Genomic DNA, 22025 nt, shown 5'->3' on the forward strand with positions numbered 1-22025 from the left:
GGCCGGTGGGGGCCGGGCGCCCCCACGCGGCGGAGCCGCGTGTCGATACGGCCCCGCACCCCTGAGTGACCTGAACGAGGTTGGAAAGAGGACCCTATGGATGCCATCACCCGTCGCGAACACGATCTGCTCGGGGACCGGGACGTGCCCGCTGACGCCTACTGGGGTGTGCACACCCTGCGGGCCACCGAGAACTTCCCCATCACCGGGACGCCGATCTCCATCTATCCGCACTTGATCAACGCGCTCGCCGCCGTCAAGGAGGCCGCCGCCCTCGCCAACGAGGAGCTGGGGCTGCTCCCGCCGGAGAAGACGGCCGCCATCGTCGGCGCCTGCCGGGAGATCCGGGGCGGGAAGCTGCACGACCAGTTCGTGGTGGACGTGGTGCAGGGCGGGGCCGGTACCTCGACCAACATGAACGCCAACGAGGTGGTGGCGAACCGGGCGCTGGAGCTGCTCGGGCACGCCAAGGGGGAGTACCAGTACCTCCACCCCAACGAGGACGTCAACCTCGGACAGTCCACCAACGACGTGTATCCGACCGCGGTCAAGGTGGCGACCGTCTTCGCGGTGCAGGGACTGCTCACGTCGATGGCAGTCCTCCAGGACTCCTTCGCCCGCAAGGCGGTCGAGTTCCACGACGTGCTCAAGATGGGCCGTACACAGTTGCAGGACGCGGTGCCGATGACGCTCGGCCAGGAGTTCTCGGCGTACGCGGTCATGATGGACGAGGATCGTCAACGTCTTGACGAGGCCGTGCAGTTGATCCATGAGATCAACCTGGGTGCCACGGCCATCGGGACCGGGCTCAACGCGCCCGCCGGATACGCGGAGTCGGCCCGCCGGCATCTGTCGGACATCACCGGGCTGCCGCTGGTGACCGCGGCCAACCTGGTCGAGGCCACGCAGGACTGCGGGGCGTTCGTACAGATGTCGGGGGTGCTCAAGCGGGTCGCGGTCAAGCTCTCCAAGAGCTGCAACGACCTGCGGCTGCTGTCCTCGGGACCGCGCGCGGGGCTCGGGGAGATCAACCTGCCGCCGGTACAGGCCGGTTCGAGCATCATGCCCGGCAAGGTCAACCCGGTGATCCCCGAGGTCGTCAACCAGGTCGCCTTCGAGGTGATCGGCAACGACGTCGCCATCACCATGGCCGCCGAGGCCGGACAGCTCCAGCTCAACGCGTTCGAACCGATCATCCTGCACTCGCTGTCGGAGTCGATCACACATCTGAGCGCCGCGTGCGTCACGCTCGCCGAGCGCTGCGTGGACGGCATCACCGCCAACACGGAGGCGCTGCGGGCGAGCGTGGAGAACTCCATCGGCCTCGTGACCGCGCTGAACCCGCACATCGGGTACACGGCCGCCACCGAGATCGCCAAGGAAGCCCTCGCCACCGGTCGGGGCGTGGCCGAACTCGTCCTGGAGAAGGGCCTGTTGCCCGCCGAGACCCTCGCCGCGCTGCTGCGGCCCGAGGTCCTGGCGGGCAACGGTCCCGTGGCCGTCTGAGCCGCGGACGCGCACCAGGACCGGCCCGGAGGCACAATGGTGATCATGCCCCCATCGATGACCTTCCAGCCGGTCCTGGAACGCATCGCCGGTGAGATCGAGCGGACCCCCGGCCGCGGCCGGCCCGCCGACTACATCCCGGCGCTCGCGGCCTGCGACCCGCGCCGCTTCGGCATGGCCGTCGCGGAACTGGACGGCACGGTGTACGGCGTGGGGGACTGGCGGCAGCCCTTCTCCACGCAGTCCATCACCAAGGTCTTCACCCTCGCCCTCGACCTGGCCCGCGAGGGCGACGAACTCTGGGAGCACGTGGGCCGCGAGCCCTCCGGCAACCCCTTCAACTCCCTGGTCCAGCTGGAGTACGAGAACGGCATCCCGCGCAACCCGTTCATCAACGCGGGTGCGCTCGTCGTCACCGACCGCCTCCAGACCCGTACCGGCGACGCGGCCGGAGAACTGCTGGCCTTCCTGCGTGCCGAGAGCGGCAACCCGTCCCTCGGCTTCGACAAGGACGTCGCCGCCTCCGAGTCCGCGAACGGTGACCGGAACGCGGCCCTCGCCCACTTCATGAAGTCCTACGGCAACATCGACAACGACGTGCCCGTCCTCCTCGACCAGTACTTCCGGCAGTGCTCGATCGAGGCGTCCTGCGCCGACCTGGCCCTGGCGGCCGGTTTCCTGGCCCGGCACGGCAGCCGCGCCGACGGCTCCCGGCTGCTCACCCTCACCCAGGCCAAGCAGGTCAACGCGGTCATGCTGACGTGCGGGACGTACGACGCGGCGGGCGAGTTCGCCTACCGGGTGGGGCTGCCCGGCAAGAGCGGGGTGGGCGGCGGGATCATCGCGATCGTCCCGGGGCGGTGCACCCTCGCCGTGTGGGGCCCCGGGCTGGACGAGCGCGGGAACTCGGTGACCGGGGTCGCCGCCCTGGACCGCTTCACGACCCTGACGGGTGTGTCCGTGTTCTGACCGGCGCCGGCCCGGGAACCCCGGCGAGGGCGCCGGGACACGGCCGGCCCACCGGTGCCGGAGACGGAGCACACGGAGGTCATGCGCAGGTCTCCGCACGGAGAGCGGGGCGTCGCTTTCCCGCCATCAGGCATTGACACGCTGGGCGAGTGTTGGCCATGGGTTTTCCCGTCGATCTCCGCCGCTGCCAGGTACTGGGGCTGGCCGGAACCGCCGTCCTCGCGCTGGGTGGTGAGACGGCCGGGGCGCTTCCCTCAGCGGACCTCTTCTCCCCGGCCTCCGCGCAGGCCGCGCTCGGGCTGGTCGGGGTCTACTTCGGTGTCGTCCTGCTGATAGCGGCCTGGCTGCTGCTGGGCAAGTTGATCCGCAGCGCCGAACCGCCCACCCCGCGCTCCCTGTTCCTCGTCCTCGCCGTATGGGCCTCCCCGCTGCTGCTCGCCCCGCCGCTGTTCAGCCGGGACGTGTACAGCTACCTCGCGCAGGGCGCCATGGTCGACGCCCACATGGACGTCTACGCGCACGGCCCCGCCACGCTCGGCGGGCCCCTCGCCGACGAGGTCGCCCCGCTGTGGCAGCACACCGGCGCCCCGTACGGCCCGGTGTTCCTCGCCCTCGCCTCCGCGCTGTCCGGGCTGACCCGCGGCGAACTCCCCGCCGGGCTCTTCGGGATGCGGCTCGTCGCCCTCCTCGGGGTGGGCCTGATGGCCGCCGCGCTGCCCCGGCTCGCTCGGCACAGCGGCGCCGACCCGGCCGCCGCGCTCTGGCTCGGCGCCCTCAACCCGCTCGTCCTGCTCCACCTCGTCGCCGGCGCCCACAACGACGCGATCATGCTCGGGCTGCTCGGCATCGGCCTGGTCGCCGCGCTCGGCCGCTGGCCGATCCTGGGCGCGGTACTCGTCACGCTCGCCGCCCTGGTCAAGGCGCCGGCCGCGCTCGGGCTCGCCGCGGTCGTGGTCCTGCAGATCCGCGCGGGCCACCGACCGGCCAAGGCCGTCGCGACGACCGTCGTCGCGTCCGCCGCCACCACGGTCGCCGCCACCGCCGTCGCGGGCACGGGCTACGGCTGGATCGGCGCCCTCGACACTCCCGTATCAGCCCACAACTGGGCCCTCACCAGCCTCCTCGGCCGCGCCACCGGCGCCCTGCTGGAACACCTCGGCAGCGATCTCGCCCCCTTCGCCGTCCCGGCCTGGCACGCCCTCGGACTCGCGGTCACCGGCGCGGCCATCCTCGCCATATGGGTGCGCCTGCGGCCCAGCCCGGTCTACGCGCTCGGCCTGAGCCTCGCCGTCGTCGCCGCCTTCGGCCCGGCCATCCGCCCCTGGTACGCCCTCTGGGGCCTCTTCCTCATCGCCGCCGCCGCGCCCAGCACCTCCGTACGCCATCGGGTCGCCGCCGTGACCGGGGTCCTCGCGCTCGCCGTCCTGCCCAGCGGCGGCCCCGCCGACATCGGGCAACTCGTGCTGGCCGTCTCCGGGGGCGTCCTCGCGATCGTCGTGCTGTGGCAGGCCCGCCAGGCAGCCGAGGCCCCGGCCCTGGGACGTACGGCATGAGAACACCCGGCACCGACCGCGGCCGACTCCTTCTGGTGCTGGCCCTCGCCGTGGTCGTCACCGTCTTCACCGCGACCGTCCCGCTGCTGCGCGACTGGTTCGACCTGCGCGTCTACTACGGCACCGTCCACACCTGGCTCCACCACGGCGGCCGGATCTACGACTACCACGTGCCCGGCACGGCCTACGGCTTCACCTATCCGCCGTTCGCCGCCGTCAGCATGGCCCCGATGGGCTACCTCGGTCTCGGCGCCGCGATCGTCGCCGCGCTGCTCCTCAACCTCGTGGGCCTCGTCGTGGTGCTGCGCATCCTGGCCGGCCCCGGGTGGCGGCGGTACGGCTGGTTCGGGTGGGCGCTCGTGGCGTGCGGGCTGGCGCTCTTCGAGCCGTTGCGCGACACCTTCAGCTTCGGGCAGGTCAACCTCCTGCTGCTGGCCCTCGTCCTCGGCGACTGCTGGCTCCTGTCCACCGGCAGGGGCCGCTGGGCGGGCGCCGGCATCGGCCTCGCGGCGGCGATCAAGCTCACCCCGGCGCTCTTCATCGGCCTGTTGCTGCTGGCCAGACGCTGGAAGGCCGCCGCGATGGCGACGGCTGTGGCGCTCGGGGCGACCGGGCTCGCGGCCCTGGTGGTCCCGGAGGCGTCGACGTTCTACTGGACCCGGGCGCTGTGGGACACGACCCGGGTGGGCCGCCTCGACTACGTCTCCAACCAGTCCCTGCAAGGAGTCCTGGCCCGGCTCGGCGACACCGGCCGGCCCGTGTGGGCGACGGCCGTGGTCCTGGTCATGGCCGTGTGGGCGGTACGGGCCCGCCACGCACTGGTCGTGGGCGACTGGACGGCCGCGTTCGCCCTGACCGGACTGACCGCCTGTCTGATCAGCCCGATCACCTGGGTGCACCACCTTGTCTGGCTGCTGCCGTCCTTCGCCGTCCTGGTCCGCGCCGGGCACCCGCGGATCGCGGGTGCCCTGTACGCGGTGATGTGCACGAGCGTCGTCTGGCTGTGGTTCGACGACGCCTCGGGCATCGACGGCTTCCTCGGCAGCAACACGTACACCTGGATCACGCTCGGCCTGCTGCTGTGGCTGCCGACGGGTCAGACCGGCGGGAGCCGTCTGATCCTGAACCGGATCGCGGCCACCACCGCGCCCGCGCCGAGCAGGGCCGCGGCCATGATCGCCGCGGTGTCGGCCCAGCCGGGTCCCTCGTCCGGTGCGACCGCGGCGGCCACCGGCACGGCCGCGGGACCCGACCTCGGCGTGGACCGCAAGGCGTCGAGCGACCCCACCGGATCGACCCGTCCGGCGGCCGCGAAGCCCCAGTCGAGCAGCTGGCGCGCCTCCTCGTAGACGGTGAGGCCGCCGCCCGCCTGAGGGTTCATCAGCGTGACGACGAGCGACCGCCCGTCCCGGCGCGCCGCCGCGACCAGCGTGTTGCCGGCGTGCGTGGTGTAGCCGTTCTTCACCCCGATGATCCCCGGATACCGCTCGACACCGTCGTTGCCGGTCAGCAGCCGGTTGGTGTTCTGGATGCCGTACGACGATCCCTCGCCCGGGAACTGCGCCTCGGCCGTGGAGCAGTACCGCGCGAAGTCCGCGTTGCGCAGTCCGGCGCGGCCGAACACCGCGAGGTCGTAGGCGGAGGACACCTGGCCGTCGGTGTCGTAGCCGTCCGGTGAGACGACGTGCGTGTCGAGGGCGCCCAGGGAGCGGGCCTTGGCCTGCATCCGGGTGGCCGTGGTCCGCCAGCCGCCGTTGAGGGCCGCGAGGACGTGGACGGCGTCGTTGCCGGAGTTGAGGAAGACGCCGCGCCACAGGTCGGCGACGCGGTAGGTGTGGCCTTTCTCGACCCCGACCAGACTGCTGCCCTCGCCGATGCCGGCCAGGTCCCGTTCGCTGACGCGGTGCTGGATTCCTCCGGGGAGGACCGGGAGGACGGTCAGGGCGAACAGGGTCTTCAGGGTGCTGGCGGGCGGGAGTCTGCGGTGTGCGTCGTGGGCGGCGAGGACCTCGCCGGTCCTGGCGTCCGCCACCAGCCAGGAGAGGGCGGAGACGTCGGGGACGCCGGGGGCGCCCGGGTGGGGTCTGACCTGGGTGTCCGGTGAGTTCAGGAGGGCGGGTGGAGGTGTGCCTGTGCCGGGATCCGACCCGGTGTGGGCCGCCGCGGTGGGGGTGAGCGCGAGGACGCCCGTGAGGCAGAGGGCGCAGGCCGACACGGTGATCCGGGATGGGAGTCCGATTGTCATACCGCAAACGTAGGAACGGAGTCGCCGTCGAGGGTGCTGGCGGGGCCGTGCGGGAGTCGTCAGCACTCGGATGCGCTAGCGCTCCTCCTGGTCGGCGGCCGGCATGAGCCCGGGTCAGTCCGCGGGCAGGGTGGGCTGGATCTGGCGCAGGAACGTCGCGTTGTCCGGGGTGTTCCTCAGGCGCTCCAGCAGGGTTTCCGTGCTTCCCTGGCCGTCCCTCGACTGGAGGGCCCGGCGCAGACCCCGTACCGCCGTCAACTCGGCCCGGGTGAGGAGGAGTTCCTCGCGGCGGGTGCCGGACGGGGCGATCTCGACGGCCGGGAACACACGGCGGGTGGCCAGGTCGCGGCTGAGGCGGAGCTCCATGTTGCCGGTGCTCTTGAGCTCCTCGAAGTAGACGTTGTCGGCGAGGGAGCCGGTCTCTACCAGCGCGGTGGCGAGGATGGTGAGCGAGCCGCCCTCCTCGGCCAGGCGGGCGGCGCCGAAGAACTTCTTCGGACCGATCAGGGCGGTAGCGTCGACGCCACCGCTGAGGGTGCGGCCACCGGACGCGGCCGCGTTGTTGTGGGCCCGGCACAGACGGGTCAGCGAGTCGAGGAGGATCACCACGTCCTCGCCGGCCTCGACGAGCCGCTTGGCCCGCTCGATCACCAGCTCGGCCAGCGCGATGTGCTGCTTGGGTGCCTTGTCGAAGGTGGAGGCGTACACCTCGCCGCGCACGGAGCGCCGCATGTCGGTGACCTCCTCGGGGCGTTCGTCGAGCAGGACGACCATGAGGCGGGCCTTGGGGTGGTTGCCGGCGACGGCGGCCGCGATCTGCTGGAGCAGTACGGTCTTGCCGGTCTTGGGCGGGGCCACGATCAGCCCGCGCTGCCCCTTGCCGACGGGGGCGATCAGGTCGGCGACGCGTCCGGTCAGGCCGGCCGCCGGGTGTTCGAGGTGCAGCCGCTCACGCGGGTGCAGCGGGGTCAGGTCACGGAAGTGGCGTCGGCCGCGGAGTTCGCCGGGCGTGTGCCCGTTGACGAACGCGACCTCGGTCAGGGCGCGCTGCCCGCCGTGGACGCCTTCCAGGAGGTCGCCCTTGCGCAGGCCGTGACGGCGGATCAGCGCGGGGGAGACCTGGAGGTCGGTGGGTGCGGGCTGGCAGTTCAGCGCCCGCAGGTGCCCCTTCCCGTTGCCGTCGATGTCGAGGATACCGGTGGCGGTCCGGATGCGGGGCTGTTCCTGTACGGGGGGTTCGAGTGTGGTGGTCATGAGGGTGGTCCTTTCAAGGACGGACGCATGTGTCATGCGGAAGGAAGGGGGAGAAGCCGCGGGTGGAGGGCGGTCGAGCGCTCCTCGGTGCGGCGGGGAACATCACCTCGGACACGGCGGTGAGAACGCCGGTCACGACGTGGTGTGGAGAAGCCGGTGTGCCGGTCGGAATAGACGGGCCGTGCGGCGAAAGGAGAATGAGATCTGCACCGGCGCCCGGAACGGGGCGTACACAAGTGCTGACCGCACCGTAGCACACCCCGCTGCGGTCCGGGTGTGAGGTGCGGCTCAGCGGCTCGCCAGGAGGCCGTAGAGCAGGGGGATCCTCGGCTCCGGCAGGCGCCACCAGCCGGTCTCGGTGCGGGCCATCCGCGGCCAGCGCGGCCAGGGCAGTTCGTCGCTCTCGCGAAGGCGCCGGATGTTCAGTCCCGCAGTCGTCAACGCGTTGACGACCTCGTCTATTCCGTGCATCCACTCGTAGCTGTCGGTCGCCCCGGTCACGGCCGGTCCGTCGGTGTACGTGAACGTCGCGTCCCGGTGGACCGGGCCTCCGCCGCCGAGGTAGTCGTGGCGCAGGAGCAGTTCGGGTCCTTCGTCCGGAGCCGGCTTCGGGCCGAGCGAGTTGAGCAGGGGATGGAACTCGACGAGGTACAGCAGGCCGCCCGGGCGCAGGAGTTGCGCGACGGTGCCCGCCCAGCGCGGGAGGTCGGGCAGGTAGCACAGGGCGCCTTTGCCGGTGTACACGACGTCGAACTGTCGTTGCCCCAGGGCCTCCACGGCGTCGTACACGTTCGCCTGTACGTAGCCGACGTCCAGGCCCGCCTTCGCCGCGATGCCCTTCGCGGCCGTCACGGACGCCTCGGAGAAGTCGAGGCCCGTGGCACGCGCCCCCCGCCGGGCGAACGCGAGGGTCTCGGTGCCGAGATGGCACTGGAGGTGCAGGACGTCCCGGCCGGCGAGGTCGCCGAGGTCGTCCCACTCGAAGGCGGCGAACCAGCGCTCCGGATCCGGGTCGCCGTCGAGGCCGTAGAAGCGGCTGGCGAGGTGGACGGGGGTGCGGGCGTCCCAGTTGGCCTGGTTGGCGCGCATCAGCCGTGCGGGGTCGTCGGTGCTCATGGGGACATCCTTCCGCGAAGCGGTGAGTTGTTCCCGGCTGCGCGCCTCATACCAGCCATACGAACCCCCGATGGCCCTTCGCCGACCCATTTCTTGTTCTCGTCAATGGCCGTACCTACGCTGCCACCACCGCACCACGGCGGCACGGGACAAGGGACTTGGCAATCATGGGTCGACTGGCCGGGAAAATCGCTTTCATCAGTGGAACGGGGGCTGGAATCGGGCGGGCCGCGGCGCTGGTATTCGCGGCGGAGGGCGCCGAAGTCTTCGGCTGCGACATTGACGAGGACAGTGCGGCGGAAACCGTGGAACTCGTCGAAAAGGCCGGCGGAACGATGCGGTCCCTGGCTCCCGTCGACCTGTCGACCCGAGGTGGCGCCGAGGAGTGGATCGCGGCCGGGACCGCGGCCTTCGGCGGGATCGACATCCTCTACAACAACGCCTCGGCGCTGCGGAACGGGCCGTTCGCGACGATGCCCGCCGAGGACTGGTACTTCACCCTCAGGAACGAGCTGGACATCCCCTACTTCTGCACCCAGGCGGCCTGGCCGCACCTGATCGCGCGGGGTGGCGGGGCCGTGCTCAACGTGGCGTCCGTGGCCGCCGTGCGGGGAGCGCCGTTCCTGCCCATGGTGCCCCACGGGGCCGCCAAGGGCGGGGTGTTGGCGATGAGCCTGCACCTGTGCGCGGCCGGCGCACCGCACCGCATCCGGGTCAACACCATCGCGCCCGGCATGACCCGCACCTCCGCCACCGCGCCCTTCCTCGACGATCCCGACGGACCCAGGGCGCGGCTGGAGGCGCGCATCCCGGCCGGGCGGGTGGGGCAGCCCGAGGACATCGCGCGGGCCGCCGCCTTCCTCTGCTCCGACGAGGCGGCCTTCGTCAACGGCGCCACCCTCATGGTCGACGGCGGCGACAGCGCGATGGCCGGCTGAGCCGCCGTGACCGCCCGACTCGACCACGTGGGCCTCAACGTACGCGATCTCGCGACCCAACTCGCCTGGTACCAGAGCGCGTTCGGGCTGCGGACCGTCTTCGAGTTCCATCTCGAAGGGCCCGGTCTGCGCGGTGTCGTCCTGGAGCATCCGCGGGGCTGGCGCATCGAGCTGCTCGCCAGACCCGGTTCCGCGCCCGGCCTGCGCGCGCCGGACCCGCTGACCGCCGCCCTCACCGAGGGATACGGGCACTTCGCGGTCACCACCCCCGAACTCGACCCCCTCCACGGCGCGTTGCTGGCCCAGGGAGCGGGTGAGGTCATGGCACCCGGGCCGTCTCCCGAACCGGGAGTGCGGATGGCCTGGGTCAGTGACCCCGAGGGAAATCTCATCGAACTCATAGAGAAAAACGCAGAGTGAGGGCACGCACGATGACGGATTCGACCTCCTTGAAAAGACTGGACCCCGGAACGCTCATAGCGTGCTGTCTCGCGGTCGCGGCGGCACAGTTGTGCATTACGGTTCCCTCGCCCATCAACGGAGAAATTCAGGCCGCATTCGGCGCATCGGGTTCCCAGGTCGCCTGGGTCACCTCCGCGTTCATTCTCCCCACCGCCATTCTGGAACTGAACTTCGGCGTGGTCGGCGATCTCTTCGGCCGCAAGCGGCTGCTGGTGCTCGGCGGGCTCGTCCTGGCGCTCGGTGAACTCCTCAACTCCACCTCGCAGAACATCACCATGATGTGGACCGGGCAGGCGCTCGCCGGCATCGGCGCCGCCGCGCTCTTCCCCAGCTCCCTCGCGGTCATCGCGGCGGCCACACCGGACGGCAAGGACCGGGCGAAGGCGGTCTCCACCTGGGCGCTGTCGATCTCGCTGGCCTCCGCCCTCGGCCCGCTGTCCTCCGGGATCCTCGCCACGGTCGCCGACTTCCGCTGGGCGTTCGTCCCACCGGTCGTCCTCGGTCTCGCCGTCGCGGGCACCTCCTGGAAGCTCGTCACCGACTCCAAGGCACCCGAGGGCCGCGCGCTCGACTGGCCGGGCCAGATCACCATCGCCGTCGGCCTGACCGCCCTGCTCTGGGGCGTCATCGAGGGCGGCGACCGCGGCTGGGGCAGCGCGGCGATCGTCGGCTCACTGGCCCTGGCGGCCGTCGCGCTCACCGGATTCGTCGTCGCGGAGACCCGCGCGGCCTCCCCGATGTTCAACCTCGACCTGCTGAGGATCCCGTCCTTCGCGGCGGCGGCCGTCGTCGCGCTGGCCGGCATGTTCGGCTTCATCGGCACGGCGTACTGCGTCTCGATCCGGCTCGGCGCGGTCATGCACCTGAGCGCGCTGCGGGCCGGAATGCCCTTCGTGATCCTGCAGCTGATCCCGCTGCTGCTCGCGCCGGTGCTCAGCCGGATGCTGACGCGGGTCGACGCCCGCTGGCTGCTGATGGGCGGCCTGCTGCCCATGGCCGCGGGACAGTTCTGGATCGCCGCACTGCCCATCACCACCACCTCCCCCGCGGCCTTCCTCGGCCCGGTGCTGCTGCTCGGCATCGGCTTCATCTGCGTGGTGTCCTCGCTGACCTCCGCCGCCGTGAACGCGGTACCGATCAACATGACCGGCATGGCCAGCGGCGCGACCAGCCTGGTCCGCGAGTTCGGGCAGGGGCTCGGCCCGGCCGTGATCTCCACGGTCGCGATGAGCCTCGCCTCCTCCGCCCTGGTCGGAAAGCTCAGCGGGGCCGACGCGGGCATGGAGAAGGCGGCCGGTCCGCTGGCCGTCGTCAACGCGGGCAGCGCCCAGGCCAAAGCCGCCGCGCAGACCGCCCTCGGCCACGGCATGGCCGTCGGCGTGGTGATCTGCGGCTGCGCCTCCCTGCTGGGCGCGGTGGTCACGCTGCTGCTGGTGCGCAAGAACACCGAGCGCGCGACGGTGGGGGCGGGCGAGCCGTCGGTGCAGGCCGCCACCGCGTGACGGGCGGGCGGTGAGCGGGGGAGAGGCCGGGGCCGGCGCCCCGGCCTCTCCGTGTTCCCGGGGAGGGGCGCCGATCCGGCCGAATTTTGTTTCCGCCGGCTGTCGATCCGGCTCGGTCGCGTTCGTCGGTGGGGTGTAGGAAGCTCATCGAGGACCGGGAGGACCCATGAAATACATGCTGCTGGTGTGTGGCGACGACACCGCCGACGACTCCGGGATGACACCCGTGGAACCGTGGGTGGAGGACCTGGGCGACCGGAACGTACGGCTGCACGGGCACCGCCTCGCGAGGCCTGCCGATGCCGTGACCGTGCGGGTGCGCGGCGGTGAGGTGCTGCGCACCGACGGGCCGTTCGCGGAGACCAAGGAGTACGTCGCCGGCTACGACATCCTTGAGTGCGACACCCTGGAGGAGGCCGTCGAGGCCGCCGCCCGGCACCCCGTGGCCACCGCCGGCGCCATGGAGGTCCGCCCCTTCTGGCCGATGGACGACGAGGAGGAGGGCGAGCCCGAGATCCGCGCGCTCGACGCCGAGCTGACCGCCGCCGTCCGCGCACGGGACATCGACCGCGTCGTCGCCTGCTACGCGCCCGACGTGGAGGCCTTCCACTTCACCACCGGCCTGGAAGCACACGGCATCGACGCCTTCCGCAAGGCCATGGAGGGCGTTCTCGCGAGCGTCACGGGACCGGTGATCCGCGAGGTGCTGGAGTTCCGCGTCCGCGTCGACGAGTCCATCGCCTTCGGCAACGCCCTCGTCCGGCTGCGCGGCACCCTGGCCGGAGGCGAGCCGCTGGACGACGTCCTGCGCGTGACCACCGGCTACCGCAACGCTGGCCTGCGCTGGCAGATCGTCCACGAGCACGTCTCGGTCGCGGCCGTGCGGGACGAGGAGGGATCATGAAGTACGCGCTGCTCGTCTGCACCCCCGTCGGCGGCGAGGAACTCGCCCCCGAGGAGATCGCCCGCGATCCCCGTTTCACCTCGTACATCGACGAGGTCCGCGACCGCGGCCTGATGCGCGGCGGCGCCCGGCTGCGGCCGTCCACCGACGCCACCACCGTGCGCGTCCAGGGCGACGAAGTCCTGCTCAGCGACGGGCCGTTCGTCGAGTCCAAGGAGTACGTCGCCGGGATCGACATCATCGAGGTCGCCGACCTCGACGAGGCGATCTCACTGGCCGCCCGGCACCCCGCGGCGCTCGGCGGCGGCTCGGTCGAGGTACGGCCGGTCTGGGAGTGAGCGTGCCGGACGTCGAGGGCGCGGTCGCCGCCGCGTTCCGTGCGGAGTGGGGCCAGGTCGTCGCCACCCTGATCAGGGTGACCGGCGACTGGGACCTCGCGGAGGAGTGCGCGCAGGACGCCTTCGCCCAGGCACTCGACCGGTGGCGGCGCGACGGCGTCCCGCGCCGCCCCGGCGCCTGGCTGACGACGACCGCCCGCAACCGCGCCCTCGACGTCCTGCGCCGGGAGGCGGTCGGAGCGGCGAAACTGCGGGAGGTCGCGGTGCTGGGGCGGGACGAGGGACCCTACGACCCGGAGTACGACGGCGACGACAGCGGCGTCGCGGACGACCGGCTGCGGCTGGTCTTCACCTGCTGCCACCCCGCGCTGCCCATCGAGGCCCGGGTCGCCCTGACCCTGCGGACGCTCGCCGGTCTGACCACCGCCGAGATCGCCCGCGCCTTCCTCGTCCCCGAGGCGACCATGGCGCAACGGCTCGTCCGGGCGAAGAAGAAGATCCGCAACGCCGGTATCCCGTACCGGGTGCCGCCCGCGCATCTGCTGCCCGAGCGCACGACGGGCGTCCTGGGCGTGGTCTACCTCCTCTTCAACGAGGGCTACGCGGCCACGTCCGGCGCCGAGTTGGTGCGGACGAACCTGTGCGCGGAGGCGATCCGCCTGGCCCGTGTCCTCGCCCACCTGATGCCTGACGAGGCCGAAGTCCTCGGCCTGCTCGCCCTGTTGCTGCTGCACGACGCCCGGCGGGACACCCGCGTGGACGCGGCGGGGGAGCTGGTGACCCTGGAGGACCAGGACCGTACGGTGTGGGACCGGGCCGAAGTCGACGAGGGCGCCGCGCTGGTGGAGACAGCGCTGCGCCGGGGCCGCCCCGGGCCCTACCAGATCCAGGCGGCCATCGCCGCCTGCCACACCACCGCGCGCACCGCCGAGGAGACCGACTGGGCCGACATCGCCGCCCTGTACGGCGAGTTGGAGCGCTTCGTGCCGTCGGCCGTGGTGCGCCTGAACCGGGCGGTCGCCGTGGGCATGGCCCATCACCCGGACGCGGGGCTGGAGTTGGTGGCCGGGCTGGAGCGCTCGGGCGAACTGGCCGACTACCACCTGCTGCCCGCGACCCGCGCCGATCTGCTGCGCCGCGGCGGCCGTACGGCGGAGGCGGCGCTCGCCTACGAACGCGCCCTGGAACTGGTGGAGAACGCGGCGGAGCGCAGGTTCCTGGAGCGGCGGCTCGCGGAGTGCCGGTCCGGGTAGGCGCGGTTCGCCCGCGGGGTGGACACGGCCCGCCGCACCCGGGGTTCGGAGGACCGCCCGTGTACTTCCGTGAGGTCGTCCTCAGCGGACGTCGAGCAGGTCCGCGAGGAGCCGGAGCCGTTCGGCGTCACGGCCGCCCTCGGCCGCCGTGCAGACCATGAGGACGGGACCGGGGTTGCCCGGTATCGGGTAGGCGTCCCAGTCCAGGGTCAGTTCGCCGACCCGGGGATGATCGAGGCGCAGCGTCCCGCGGGTCGGTTCCACCACGTCGTGCAGGGCCCACAGGGCCGCGAACTCGTCGCTGCCGACGGCGAGTTCACCGACCAGCTCAACGGCGCGCGGGTGCCCCGGATCGGCGGCGACCTGGGTCCGCAGCATGCCGATCAGCTCCGCGACGGTGGCCGCCCGGTTCGGGCACGCGCGGTCGGCCTCGGGGCCCAGGAACAGGGCGAGCAGGTTCCGCTCCCGCTGGGGCTGCCGGGCGAACTCCCCCAGCAGGGCGCCACCGAGCGGGTTCCAGGCCAGCACGTCCAGGAACCGGCCGAGGACCAGTGCGGGCGAGGTCATGTCGCGCAGCAGCCGCAGGGTGGTGTCCGGAACCTCCTCCGGCTCGTAGGTACGCGGCAGGTGGACCGGGTGGCGCGCGGCGGCGGCGAGGCCGTGCAGGTGGCGGGTCTCCTCGGCGGAGAAGCCGAGGGCGCGCGCGAGGGCGTCCAGGACCTGGTCGGACGGGCGTACGTCCCGGCCCTGCTCCATGCGCTGGTAGTAGTCCGTGCTGACACCCGCCAGCAGGGCCAGCTCCTCGCGCCGCAGTCCCGCGACGCGCCGCCTCGGACCGGGCTCCAGGCCGACGTCCTCGGGGCGCAGCCGGGTCCGGCGGGTGCGCAGGAAATCGGCGAGTTCGCGTCGGGGGTCGGCGCTGATGGCGGGGGAGGAGTCGGTCACGGCGTCAGTATGCCGTCGGCGCGGCGCACGAGGGTGGGTCTGCCGGACCCAGGAAGAGGAGAACGACCGTGGGGGCGCGTGCGGGGTCCAGCATCGGACCGACCGCACGACAGGCCACGGAAGGACAGCGACATGAAGGCCGTTCAGCTCACCGGTTACGGCACGGCGGACGTACTGCGGATCAACGACGTGGACCGTCCCGCTCCCGGCGCCGGCGAGGTCCTGGTGTCCGTCGAGGCGACCAGCGTGAACGGGCACGATGTCCGCGTCCGCGCGGGGGAGTTGAAGCTGGTGTCGGGGCGCCGGTTCCCGATCGGCGCGGGGCTGGACTTCGCGGGCGTCGTCGCCGCGACCGGCACCGGTGTCGACGCCTACCGGACCGGCGACCGGGTGTGGGGCATGGTGCACCCCCGGCAGCGGCACTCGGTCGCCGGGGCGGCCGAGTACGTCGTGGTCCCCGCGGAGCGGCTCTCGCACGCCCCGGCGGAGCTCTCGTCGGGCGAGGCGGCCTCGCTGGTGGTCGCGGGTTCCACGGCGCTCATCGCGCTGCGCGACAGCGTGCGCCTGGCGCCCGGCGAGAGGGTCCTGGTCCGGGGCGCGGCGGGCGGAGTCGGCACGGCCGCCGTGCAGTTGGCGCACGCGATGGGCGGCCGGGTGACCGCGCTGGCCCGAGACCGGCACGCGGAGGTCCTGACCGGTCTCGGCGCCGACGAGGTCCTGGACTACGGCTCCACTACGTCGGACCGCATCGGCCCGTTCGACGTCATCGTCGACACCGTGGGCACGCAACTGCCCAGCTACCGTGCCCGGTTGGCGAAGGGCGGCCGGATGGTCACCGTGGGCCTGTCCCCGTCGGCCCTCGCCGTGATCGCCGCGTCGAGCGTGCACGGCTCGCGCCGCGTCCGCACCTTCAGCGCCAACCCCGGGACGCCCGTGCTGCGCGACGTGGCCGACCGTGTCGCCTCGGGCGCGCTGCGTCCGGTGATCGACGGCGTGTACCCGCTCGCGGACATCGCGGCGGCGCACCGGGCGTTCGAGCGCGGTGGTGTGGTGGGCAAGCACGTGGTGACGGTGCCGCGCGGCTCCCTCTGACAGGTGCGGTCAGCGGGGGGTGGTGCGCAGGTCGATGCCGCGCTCCTGGGCGTCGGCGGTCACCAGCCGGGTCGCCAGGCGGGACAGGCGTGTGCGGTCCGCCTCGGCCAGCGGGGCGGCGCAGCTCTCGATGCGCTCGGCGAAGCGTGTGCCGACCTCGGCCACGATCGCGCGTCCGGCGTCGGTGATCGACACCTGGAACGAGCGGCGGTCGACGGTGCTGGGCGTGCGGGTGACCAGGCCCCGGCGCTGGGCGCGGTCGACGAGGCCCGTGACGGAGGACTTGTCGAGACCGAGGTGACGGCCCAGTTCGTTCATCGTCGGCTCCCGGTCCCGCAGGATCCCGAGCAGCCGGGTCTGGGTGAGCGACAGGTCGTGCTCCCCGGCGATGTCGGCCAGCGTGTTCTGCACCAGGAACGACAGCTGCGCGAGGGCGTCGACCAGGCCGAGGTCCTCGATCGGAGGGGCCGGGGTGTCGGGCGATGAGGTCATGCCCCGGATCCTACTTGCAAAGGTACGTGGCACCTACTACTTTGATTGGTGTCACGTACTAAAACGTTCGTGGCACCCACTAAAACTCCCGGGTCAGGAGAGCAGCCATGGACATCCACGCCGCGGTCGTCAGCTCGTACGACGCCCCGCCCCGCTACGAGCCCTTCGACCTGCCCGCGCCCTCCGACGAGGACCAGGCCCTCGTCGACGTCCTCGCCGTCGGCCTGCACCCCCGCGTGCGCTCCGGCGCGGCGGGCAACCACTACACCAGCACCGGCAGGCTGCCCCTGGTCCCCGGAGTGGACGGCGTCGGCCGGCGCGCGGACGGCCGGCTGGTGTACTTCGTCGCCGACGACGACCTCGTCGGCCCGATGGCCACCCGCACCGTCATCGACAGCCGCCGCAGCGTCCCGCTCCCGGACGGCACCGACATCGTGAAGATCGCCGCCGCGATGAACCCCGCCATGTCCTCCTGGGTCGCGCTGCGCCGCCGCGTCCCCCTTGAGGCCGGGCAATCGGTGCTCATCCTCGGCGCCACCGGCAACGCCGGACAGATGGCCGTCCAGGTCGCCAAACGGCTCGGCGCCGGACGGATCGTCGGCGCCGGACGCGACCGGGCCCGGCTGGCGACCCTCGACGGACTCGGCGCGGACGCGACCGTCGCGCTCACCGACGACGCCGAAGCCACCGCGACGGCCCTGGCCAAGGAAGCCGCCGAAGTCGACCTGGTCATCGACTACCTGTGGGGCAAACCCGCGGGCGACGCGATCATGGCCCTGCTCCGCGCCCGCGCCGACCGCAGCCGCGCGCTGAACTGGATCCAGATCGGCGCCATGGCGGGACCCACCATCGAACTCCCGTCGGTGGCACTGCGTTCGGCGAACCTCCGCCTCCAGGGCAACGGCCAGGGCGCCGTGTCCACCAGGACGTATCTGGAGGAACTCCCGTCCCTGATCGACGAGATCGGGAGCGGCGGCCTCGCCGTCACCGCACGGACGGTCCCCCTCGCCGACGTCGAGACCGCGTGGAACGCTCCCGAGACCCCCGGCGTCCGCACCGTCCTCGTACCCTGACGGGACACCCCGTCCAGCAAGGCCCCGCCCCGGCAGTCCGTCCCCGTCGTCACACGGCGTCGAGCGCGTTCGTGATCGCCTTCACCCCGCCGTGCGCCGCGTAACCGCCGTCGACCGTGATCTCCGCGCCGTTGACGTAGGACGCCTCGTCCGACAGCAGATACACGACCAGCGGCGCCACCTCGTCGACCGTGCCCGGCCTGCCCTGCGGGGTCAGCGACAGATGGGCCTGTACGAACACCGGGTTCGCGGACGCCATCAACGGGGTCTCGATGTAGCCGGGATGGATCACGTTCGTCCGGATCCCGCGCGGGGCCAGCTCCAGCGCGGCCACCTTCGACAGGCCGCGCAACGCCCACTTGCTGGCCGTGTACGCGACCGCGTGATGCGCCGTGAGGCCCGCGACCGACCCGACGTTCACGATCGACGAACCGGCCGGCATCAGCGGGCCGAGCGCCTGGATGCCGAGCAGCGCGCCGGTCGTGTTGACCGCGAACGCCCGGTTCCAGTCGGCCAGTTCGACCGCGCCGAGGCGGGCGCGCACGGCGATTCCGGCGTTGTTGACGAGCCCGTGCACCTCGGTCAGCGTCGCCGCGAGAGCCGTCCAGTCGTCCGGCGACGCCACGTCCAGGTGCCGGTAGCGGACGTCGAGGCCGTCGCCGCGCAGGGCCGAGGCGAGCTTCTCGCCCGCCTCGTCCAGGACGTCGGTCGCGACCACCGCCGCCCCCTCCCGGGCGGCGGCCGCGACCTCGGCGGCTCCCTGGCCCTGCGCGGCCCCTGTGACGACGACGGTACGACCGGCAAGACGCGTGCGGCTCACGGCTTCCTCCAGGGACGCGGACGGCGATGTCACGTCCACGCTAGGAAGCCGCGGTCAGCTCCGGAAACGCGCGATCGGCATGGGTGGCATCCGCCCCGGCGATCTCCCGCACCACCGGATCGTCCAGCGCCCCGCTCACCGCGCGGACCGTCTCCCGCAACCAGCGGTGCGCCGGATCGGAGTGCCGGTTGTGGTGCCAGTACATGGCCTCCACCAGCGGTACGTCGGGGAAGGGCGTCGGTACGACGGCGCAGCGCGCGAAACCCTCGTAGCGCCGGGCGAGCCGCTCCGGGACCACGGCGACCAGGTCGGTGCCGCTCACCAGGAACGGCAGCACGTTGAAGCCGGGCGTGCTGACCTGCACCCGGGGGGTGATGCCGAGGGTCTCCAACTGCCGGTCCGCGGGCGTGAGTTTGCCGACCGCGCAGGCCGCGTGGGGCATCTCGGCGAGGTCGCGCAGCGAGAGCCGTCCGTCCACGAGGCGCGGGTTGTCCGGGTCGACGAGGCACACGAACCGGTCGTGCATCACGGCCTCGCTCACCCCCGGCAGCTGATAGCCGAGCGGCACGATCATCAGGTCGTGGCAGCGCAGATGGGTCTCGGTCTCCAACTGCCCGGTGACGATGGGATGGAAGTCGATCCGGATGCCCGGCGCCTCCTGCGCGAGAGCCCGCAGCAGCGGCTCCACGAACACCGTCATCACGTAGTCGGACATCACCACCGAGAACCGCTGGCGACTGCGCGCCGGATCGAAGTGCCGGGTCAGCGACAGCGCCTCCTCCGCCTTGTGCAGGGAGGACTGGACGACCGGCAGCAACCGCTCGGCCAGCGGCGTCAGTTCGTACTCGCGGCCCACCCGCACCAGCAGCTCGTCGTTGAAGTGCCGCCGCAGCCGGGCCAGGGAGCCGCTCATCGCGGACTGGCTGGTGGACAGCCGCACCCCCGCGTGGGTGACGTTCTTCTCCTCCAGGAGGGCTTCCAGCGCCACCAGAAGATTCAGGTCGATCGCTCCCAGACCCATGCGCGTGTTCCTCCGGCCGCGTCGTTGAAGCTCGGTGAAACGCGAGCGTAACGACCGGGTTCCCACCGAGGAAGGGGCCGGGCGGCAACTCACAGGGATCCGATAGCAGCCATCGGATCCCCGGATGTGTGCAGGTCGGAGCGGTCTTGGAGCGGTCTTCGCCGGATCTACGGCCGCGGGGTCCGGCCGCGTTTGCGGGCGCGCGGCAGATACGCGTCCCGGCGGCCGGGCACGATCCGGTTGGAGAGGGTGCCCAGGCGCTCCACCGCGAGCGTCACCTCGTCGCCCGGCCGCAGCGGCGGCGGGGTGCGCTCGCCGACCCGGCCCCAGAACTCGGCCAGCGCACCCCAGCCGCAGGTGCCCGAGCCGAGGATGTCGCCGGGGCGCACCCAGGCGTCCCGGGAGGCGTAGGCGATCATCTCCTCGAAGGTCCAGGAGACGTTGGCGAGGGTGTCGCGGCCGATCAGTTCACCGTTGAGGGTGACCGTCATCTCCAAGTCGAGGAAGCCGTCGGGGTCGCGCCGGTCCTCGACCTCGTCGGTGGTCACCAGACAGGGGCCCAGCGTGTTCGCGAAGTCCTTGCCCTTGGAGAAGCCGAGGCCGAGGTTCTTCTCCGGCTTCTGCAGATCGCGCGCCGACCAGTCGTTGAAGACGAGGTAACCGGCGATGTGTTCGCGCGCCCGCTCGGGCGTGAGGTCCCGTCCGCCGCGGCCGACGACCGCGCCGACCTCCAGCTCGAAGTCCAGCACCGAACAGCCCGCCGGGACCGGCACGTCGTCGTGCGCGCCGTAGCCCGCGTGCGGGTTGGTGAAGTAGAAGTTGGGCGCCCGGTACCACTCCTCGGGCACGTGCTCCAGCCCGTCCAGGGACTTCGACACCCCCTCGATGTGCGCCTCGAACCCGACGAAGTCCCGGACGGACGGCGGCCGGAGCGGAGGCAGCAACCTCACCTGATCCACCGTCAAGTCGCTTGCGGCGCGCAGCGCTTCGGCGCCGGCCGCGTGCAGCACGTCCTGCTCCAGCAGGGTCAGTACGGTGATGCCCTCGGGCAGCGGATGGACCGTCCCGTCGCGGACGACCCCGGCGCGCTCCACGCCCTCGTGCTCGTATGTCGCGAAACGCATCGCTCACTGCTCCCAGGGGTTGGTGTTGGTGACGGTCCCGGCGCTCAGATGGCCGGCGAAGAGGCCCTCGGGGTCGTAGGCGGCCCGGATCTCCCTGAGCCGACGCCACTGTTCGTCGCCCATGAACCTCAACTGCCGCACGGTGAAGTCCGAGTCGCCGAGGTACTGGCCCGCGGTCACCGGCGCCATGTCCGCCATCGCCCCGTCCAGCCAGCCGCGCAGCTCTGCGTCGCGTGCCGGGTCGTCGTGGACGACGTACGTGGCGCAGTAGATCTCCGACTGCAACGAGAAGGCCATGTCCGGGAGCCGGCGCAGCGGGGCCATCGAGAACCAGATGGTGAAGGTCTGCCTGGTGGGCTGCTCGGTGAACGCCCTGCGGATCGCCGGGACGACCGCGTCGGCGGGGCCGGACAGCCACGCGTTGTCGACCAGATAGCGGTGACCCTCGGGGTTGGCGGTGCGCTGACCCGCCAACTGCTCGGCGAATGTGGTCCGTTGGGCCTCCACGCGGAACAGCGCCCGGTCCGCGTACGGGTTGGCGTGCAGCGGAGCCAGCGCCTGGGCGGCCTGCTCGGCGGTGTCGGTCATCGACACGCCCGTGACCAGGAGGACCGGCTCGTCCCGGTCGGGCGGGGTCTGGGTGAGCGCGACGATCTCGACCAGGTCGGAGACGGTGTGGTGCATGCCGTGCAGCCAGGTCATGACCTCGTCGAACAGGTCGAGCGGATAGGCGTGCACGGTGTGGCCCAGGTGCCGCGGCAGCGGGCGTGTGCGGAGGTGGAAGCGGGTGACGATGCCGAAGAAGCCCGGTCCCGCGCCGCGTGCCGCCCAGAACAGGTCGCTGTGCCGGGTCTCGTCGGCGCGCACCGACTCGCCCTCGGCGGTGACGACATCGATGGCCACGATGTTCTCCGCCGCCCAGCCCCAGCCGCGCGCGTTCCATCCCTGCCCGCCCTGCAGCAGAAAGCCGCCGATGCCGACCGAGGGGCAGTGCCCGCCGTTGAAGAAGCGCCCGAACCCGCCGAGATACGGGTTGAGTTCGTCACCTCCTTTCACACTGGGCGTCGCCGTCACGATCCCGGTCGCCGGGTCGTAGGCCATCTCGCGGAAGTTCCCGAGGTCGATCAGCAGCGCGTCCTCGCGCACCGACCAGGCGGCCCAGCTGTGCCCGCCGGAGCGGACGGCGACCTGCCAGCCCCGCTCCAGGGCGAGCCGTACCCCTTCGACGACGTCCCGCTCCGACGCGGCATTCAGCACGGCCGCCGGTGAACGGTCCGTCGGACGGCGAGCGTTGAAGACCCGGCCGAAGCACGCCGTCCCGAAGTCCTCGTCACCGGGCAGGTGGAGGGTGCCGGCGAAGCGGTCGCCCCACGCGGGTCCGGGAGTCGTCCCCCGCTCGGATGCCGTCACGCGCGTCC

20 protein-coding genes and 1 pseudogene are annotated in these 22025 nt (G+C 72.1%); 12 read left to right on the top strand and 9 right to left on the bottom strand.

The annotated features are described in order from the left end of the window. Positions 1–96: 96 nt before the first annotated feature. The 4 genes from aspA (at position 97) to ACIPTO_RS28665 (ending at position 5377) form a co-directional block, all read left to right on the top strand. Complete coding sequence (aspA, locus tag ACIPTO_RS28650) at positions 97–1506, top strand: aspartate ammonia-lyase (RefSeq protein ID WP_401196811.1); 1410 nt, start codon at positions 97–99, stop codon at positions 1504–1506. A 36-nt stretch (positions 1507–1542) separates the two neighbouring features. Next, positions 1543–2475 (top strand): glutaminase, encoded by a 933-nt coding sequence (locus ACIPTO_RS28655; protein ID WP_366320169.1) that lies wholly within the window; start codon positions 1543–1545, stop codon positions 2473–2475. Between the two features lie 158 nt (positions 2476–2633). After that, the gene (mptB, locus tag ACIPTO_RS28660; protein ID WP_401196814.1) at positions 2634–4028 is read left to right on the top strand and encodes a polyprenol phosphomannose-dependent alpha 1,6 mannosyltransferase MptB; all 1395 of its coding nucleotides are present in this window, start codon (positions 2634–2636) and stop codon (positions 4026–4028) included. Beyond that, entirely contained in the window at positions 4025–5377 is a 1353-nt protein-coding gene (locus tag ACIPTO_RS28665; protein ID WP_401196816.1) for a glycosyltransferase 87 family protein, read from the top strand. The genes mptB and ACIPTO_RS28665 overlap by 4 nt, the downstream gene beginning before the upstream one ends. Before the next feature lie 86 nt (positions 5378–5463). Here ACIPTO_RS28665 and ACIPTO_RS28670 read toward each other — a convergent pair. The 3 genes and pseudogenes from ACIPTO_RS28670 to ACIPTO_RS28680 form a co-directional block, all read right to left on the bottom strand. Continuing rightward, a pseudogene (locus ACIPTO_RS28670) lies at positions 5464–6273 on the bottom strand (D-alanyl-D-alanine carboxypeptidase family protein); the annotation flags it as partial. 114 nt (positions 6274–6387) lie between these two features. Then, positions 6388–7527, bottom strand: coding sequence for a transcription termination factor Rho (rho, locus tag ACIPTO_RS28675; RefSeq protein WP_401196818.1), 1140 nt, complete (start codon positions 7525–7527; stop codon positions 6388–6390). A gap of 288 nt (positions 7528–7815) precedes the next feature. Further along, positions 7816–8643, bottom strand: a complete 828-nt coding sequence (locus ACIPTO_RS28680) for a class I SAM-dependent methyltransferase (protein ID WP_401196820.1) — start codon at positions 8641–8643, stop codon at positions 7816–7818. A gap of 167 nt (positions 8644–8810) precedes the next feature. Here ACIPTO_RS28680 and ACIPTO_RS28685 point away from each other — a divergent pair, with 167 nt between their 5' ends. The 6 genes from ACIPTO_RS28685 (at position 8811) to ACIPTO_RS28710 (ending at position 14040) form a co-directional block, all read left to right on the top strand. Then, positions 8811–9581, top strand: coding sequence for an SDR family NAD(P)-dependent oxidoreductase (locus ACIPTO_RS28685; protein ID WP_401196822.1), 771 nt, complete (start codon positions 8811–8813; stop codon positions 9579–9581). Between the two features lie 6 nt (positions 9582–9587). Further along, positions 9588–10001, top strand: coding sequence for a VOC family protein (locus ACIPTO_RS28690; RefSeq protein WP_366320157.1), 414 nt, complete (start codon positions 9588–9590; stop codon positions 9999–10001). Positions 10002–10030: 29 nt separating this feature from the next. After that, entirely contained in the window at positions 10031–11545 is a 1515-nt protein-coding gene (locus tag ACIPTO_RS28695; protein WP_401196826.1) for an MFS transporter, read from the top strand. A gap of 166 nt (positions 11546–11711) precedes the next feature. Then, the gene (locus ACIPTO_RS28700) at positions 11712–12449 is read left to right on the top strand and encodes a nuclear transport factor 2 family protein (protein ID WP_401196828.1); all 738 of its coding nucleotides are present in this window, start codon (positions 11712–11714) and stop codon (positions 12447–12449) included. Then, positions 12446–12787 (top strand): YciI family protein, encoded by a 342-nt coding sequence (locus ACIPTO_RS28705; protein ID WP_401196831.1) that lies wholly within the window; start codon positions 12446–12448, stop codon positions 12785–12787. The genes ACIPTO_RS28700 and ACIPTO_RS28705 overlap by 4 nt, the downstream gene beginning before the upstream one ends. Next, on the top strand, positions 12784–14040 hold the full coding sequence (locus ACIPTO_RS28710; RefSeq protein ID WP_401196833.1) for an RNA polymerase sigma factor: 1257 nt from the start codon (positions 12784–12786) through the stop codon (positions 14038–14040). Before ACIPTO_RS28705 ends, ACIPTO_RS28710 begins: the two co-directional genes overlap by 4 nt. 81 nt (positions 14041–14121) lie before the next feature. On the opposite strand, the gene ACIPTO_RS28715 is transcribed toward ACIPTO_RS28710, so the two are convergent. After that, entirely contained in the window at positions 14122–14985 is an 864-nt protein-coding gene (locus ACIPTO_RS28715; RefSeq protein WP_401196836.1) for a helix-turn-helix transcriptional regulator, read from the bottom strand. 132 nt (positions 14986–15117) lie between these two features. On the opposite strand from ACIPTO_RS28715, the gene ACIPTO_RS28720 reads away from it, so the two are divergent. Next, positions 15118–16077, top strand: a complete 960-nt coding sequence (locus tag ACIPTO_RS28720; protein WP_401196839.1) for an NAD(P)-dependent alcohol dehydrogenase — start codon at positions 15118–15120, stop codon at positions 16075–16077. A gap of 9 nt (positions 16078–16086) precedes the next feature. Here the strand turns inward: ACIPTO_RS28720 and ACIPTO_RS28725 are convergent, their stop codons facing one another. Next, complete coding sequence (locus ACIPTO_RS28725; RefSeq protein ID WP_401196842.1) at positions 16087–16569, bottom strand: MarR family winged helix-turn-helix transcriptional regulator; 483 nt, start codon at positions 16567–16569, stop codon at positions 16087–16089. A 107-nt stretch (positions 16570–16676) separates the two neighbouring features. On the opposite strand from ACIPTO_RS28725, the gene ACIPTO_RS28730 reads away from it, so the two are divergent. After that, on the top strand, positions 16677–17642 hold the full coding sequence (locus tag ACIPTO_RS28730) for a zinc-binding dehydrogenase (RefSeq protein ID WP_401196844.1): 966 nt from the start codon (positions 16677–16679) through the stop codon (positions 17640–17642). Between the two features lie 49 nt (positions 17643–17691). On the opposite strand, the gene ACIPTO_RS28735 is transcribed toward ACIPTO_RS28730, so the two are convergent. From ACIPTO_RS28735 to ACIPTO_RS28750, 4 genes are all read right to left on the bottom strand, one after another. Continuing rightward, positions 17692–18462, bottom strand: a complete 771-nt coding sequence (locus ACIPTO_RS28735; protein WP_401196847.1) for an SDR family NAD(P)-dependent oxidoreductase — start codon at positions 18460–18462, stop codon at positions 17692–17694. Between the two features lie 40 nt (positions 18463–18502). Then, a complete protein-coding gene (locus ACIPTO_RS28740) occupies positions 18503–19483 on the bottom strand; it encodes a LysR family transcriptional regulator (RefSeq protein WP_401196849.1) in 981 nt (326 codons plus the stop codon). 167 nt (positions 19484–19650) lie between these two features. Beyond that, entirely contained in the window at positions 19651–20607 is a 957-nt protein-coding gene (locus tag ACIPTO_RS28745; RefSeq protein WP_401196852.1) for a fumarylacetoacetate hydrolase family protein, read from the bottom strand. 3 nt (positions 20608–20610) lie between these two features. Beyond that, a complete protein-coding gene (locus tag ACIPTO_RS28750; RefSeq protein ID WP_401196854.1) occupies positions 20611–22017 on the bottom strand; it encodes an FAD-binding oxidoreductase in 1407 nt (468 codons plus the stop codon). Between the last annotated feature and the right edge of the window lie 8 nt (positions 22018–22025).

Source organism: Streptomyces sp. NPDC090083, assembly GCF_044747445.1.
Taxonomy (GTDB): Bacteria; Actinomycetota; Actinomycetes; order Streptomycetales; family Streptomycetaceae; genus Streptomyces.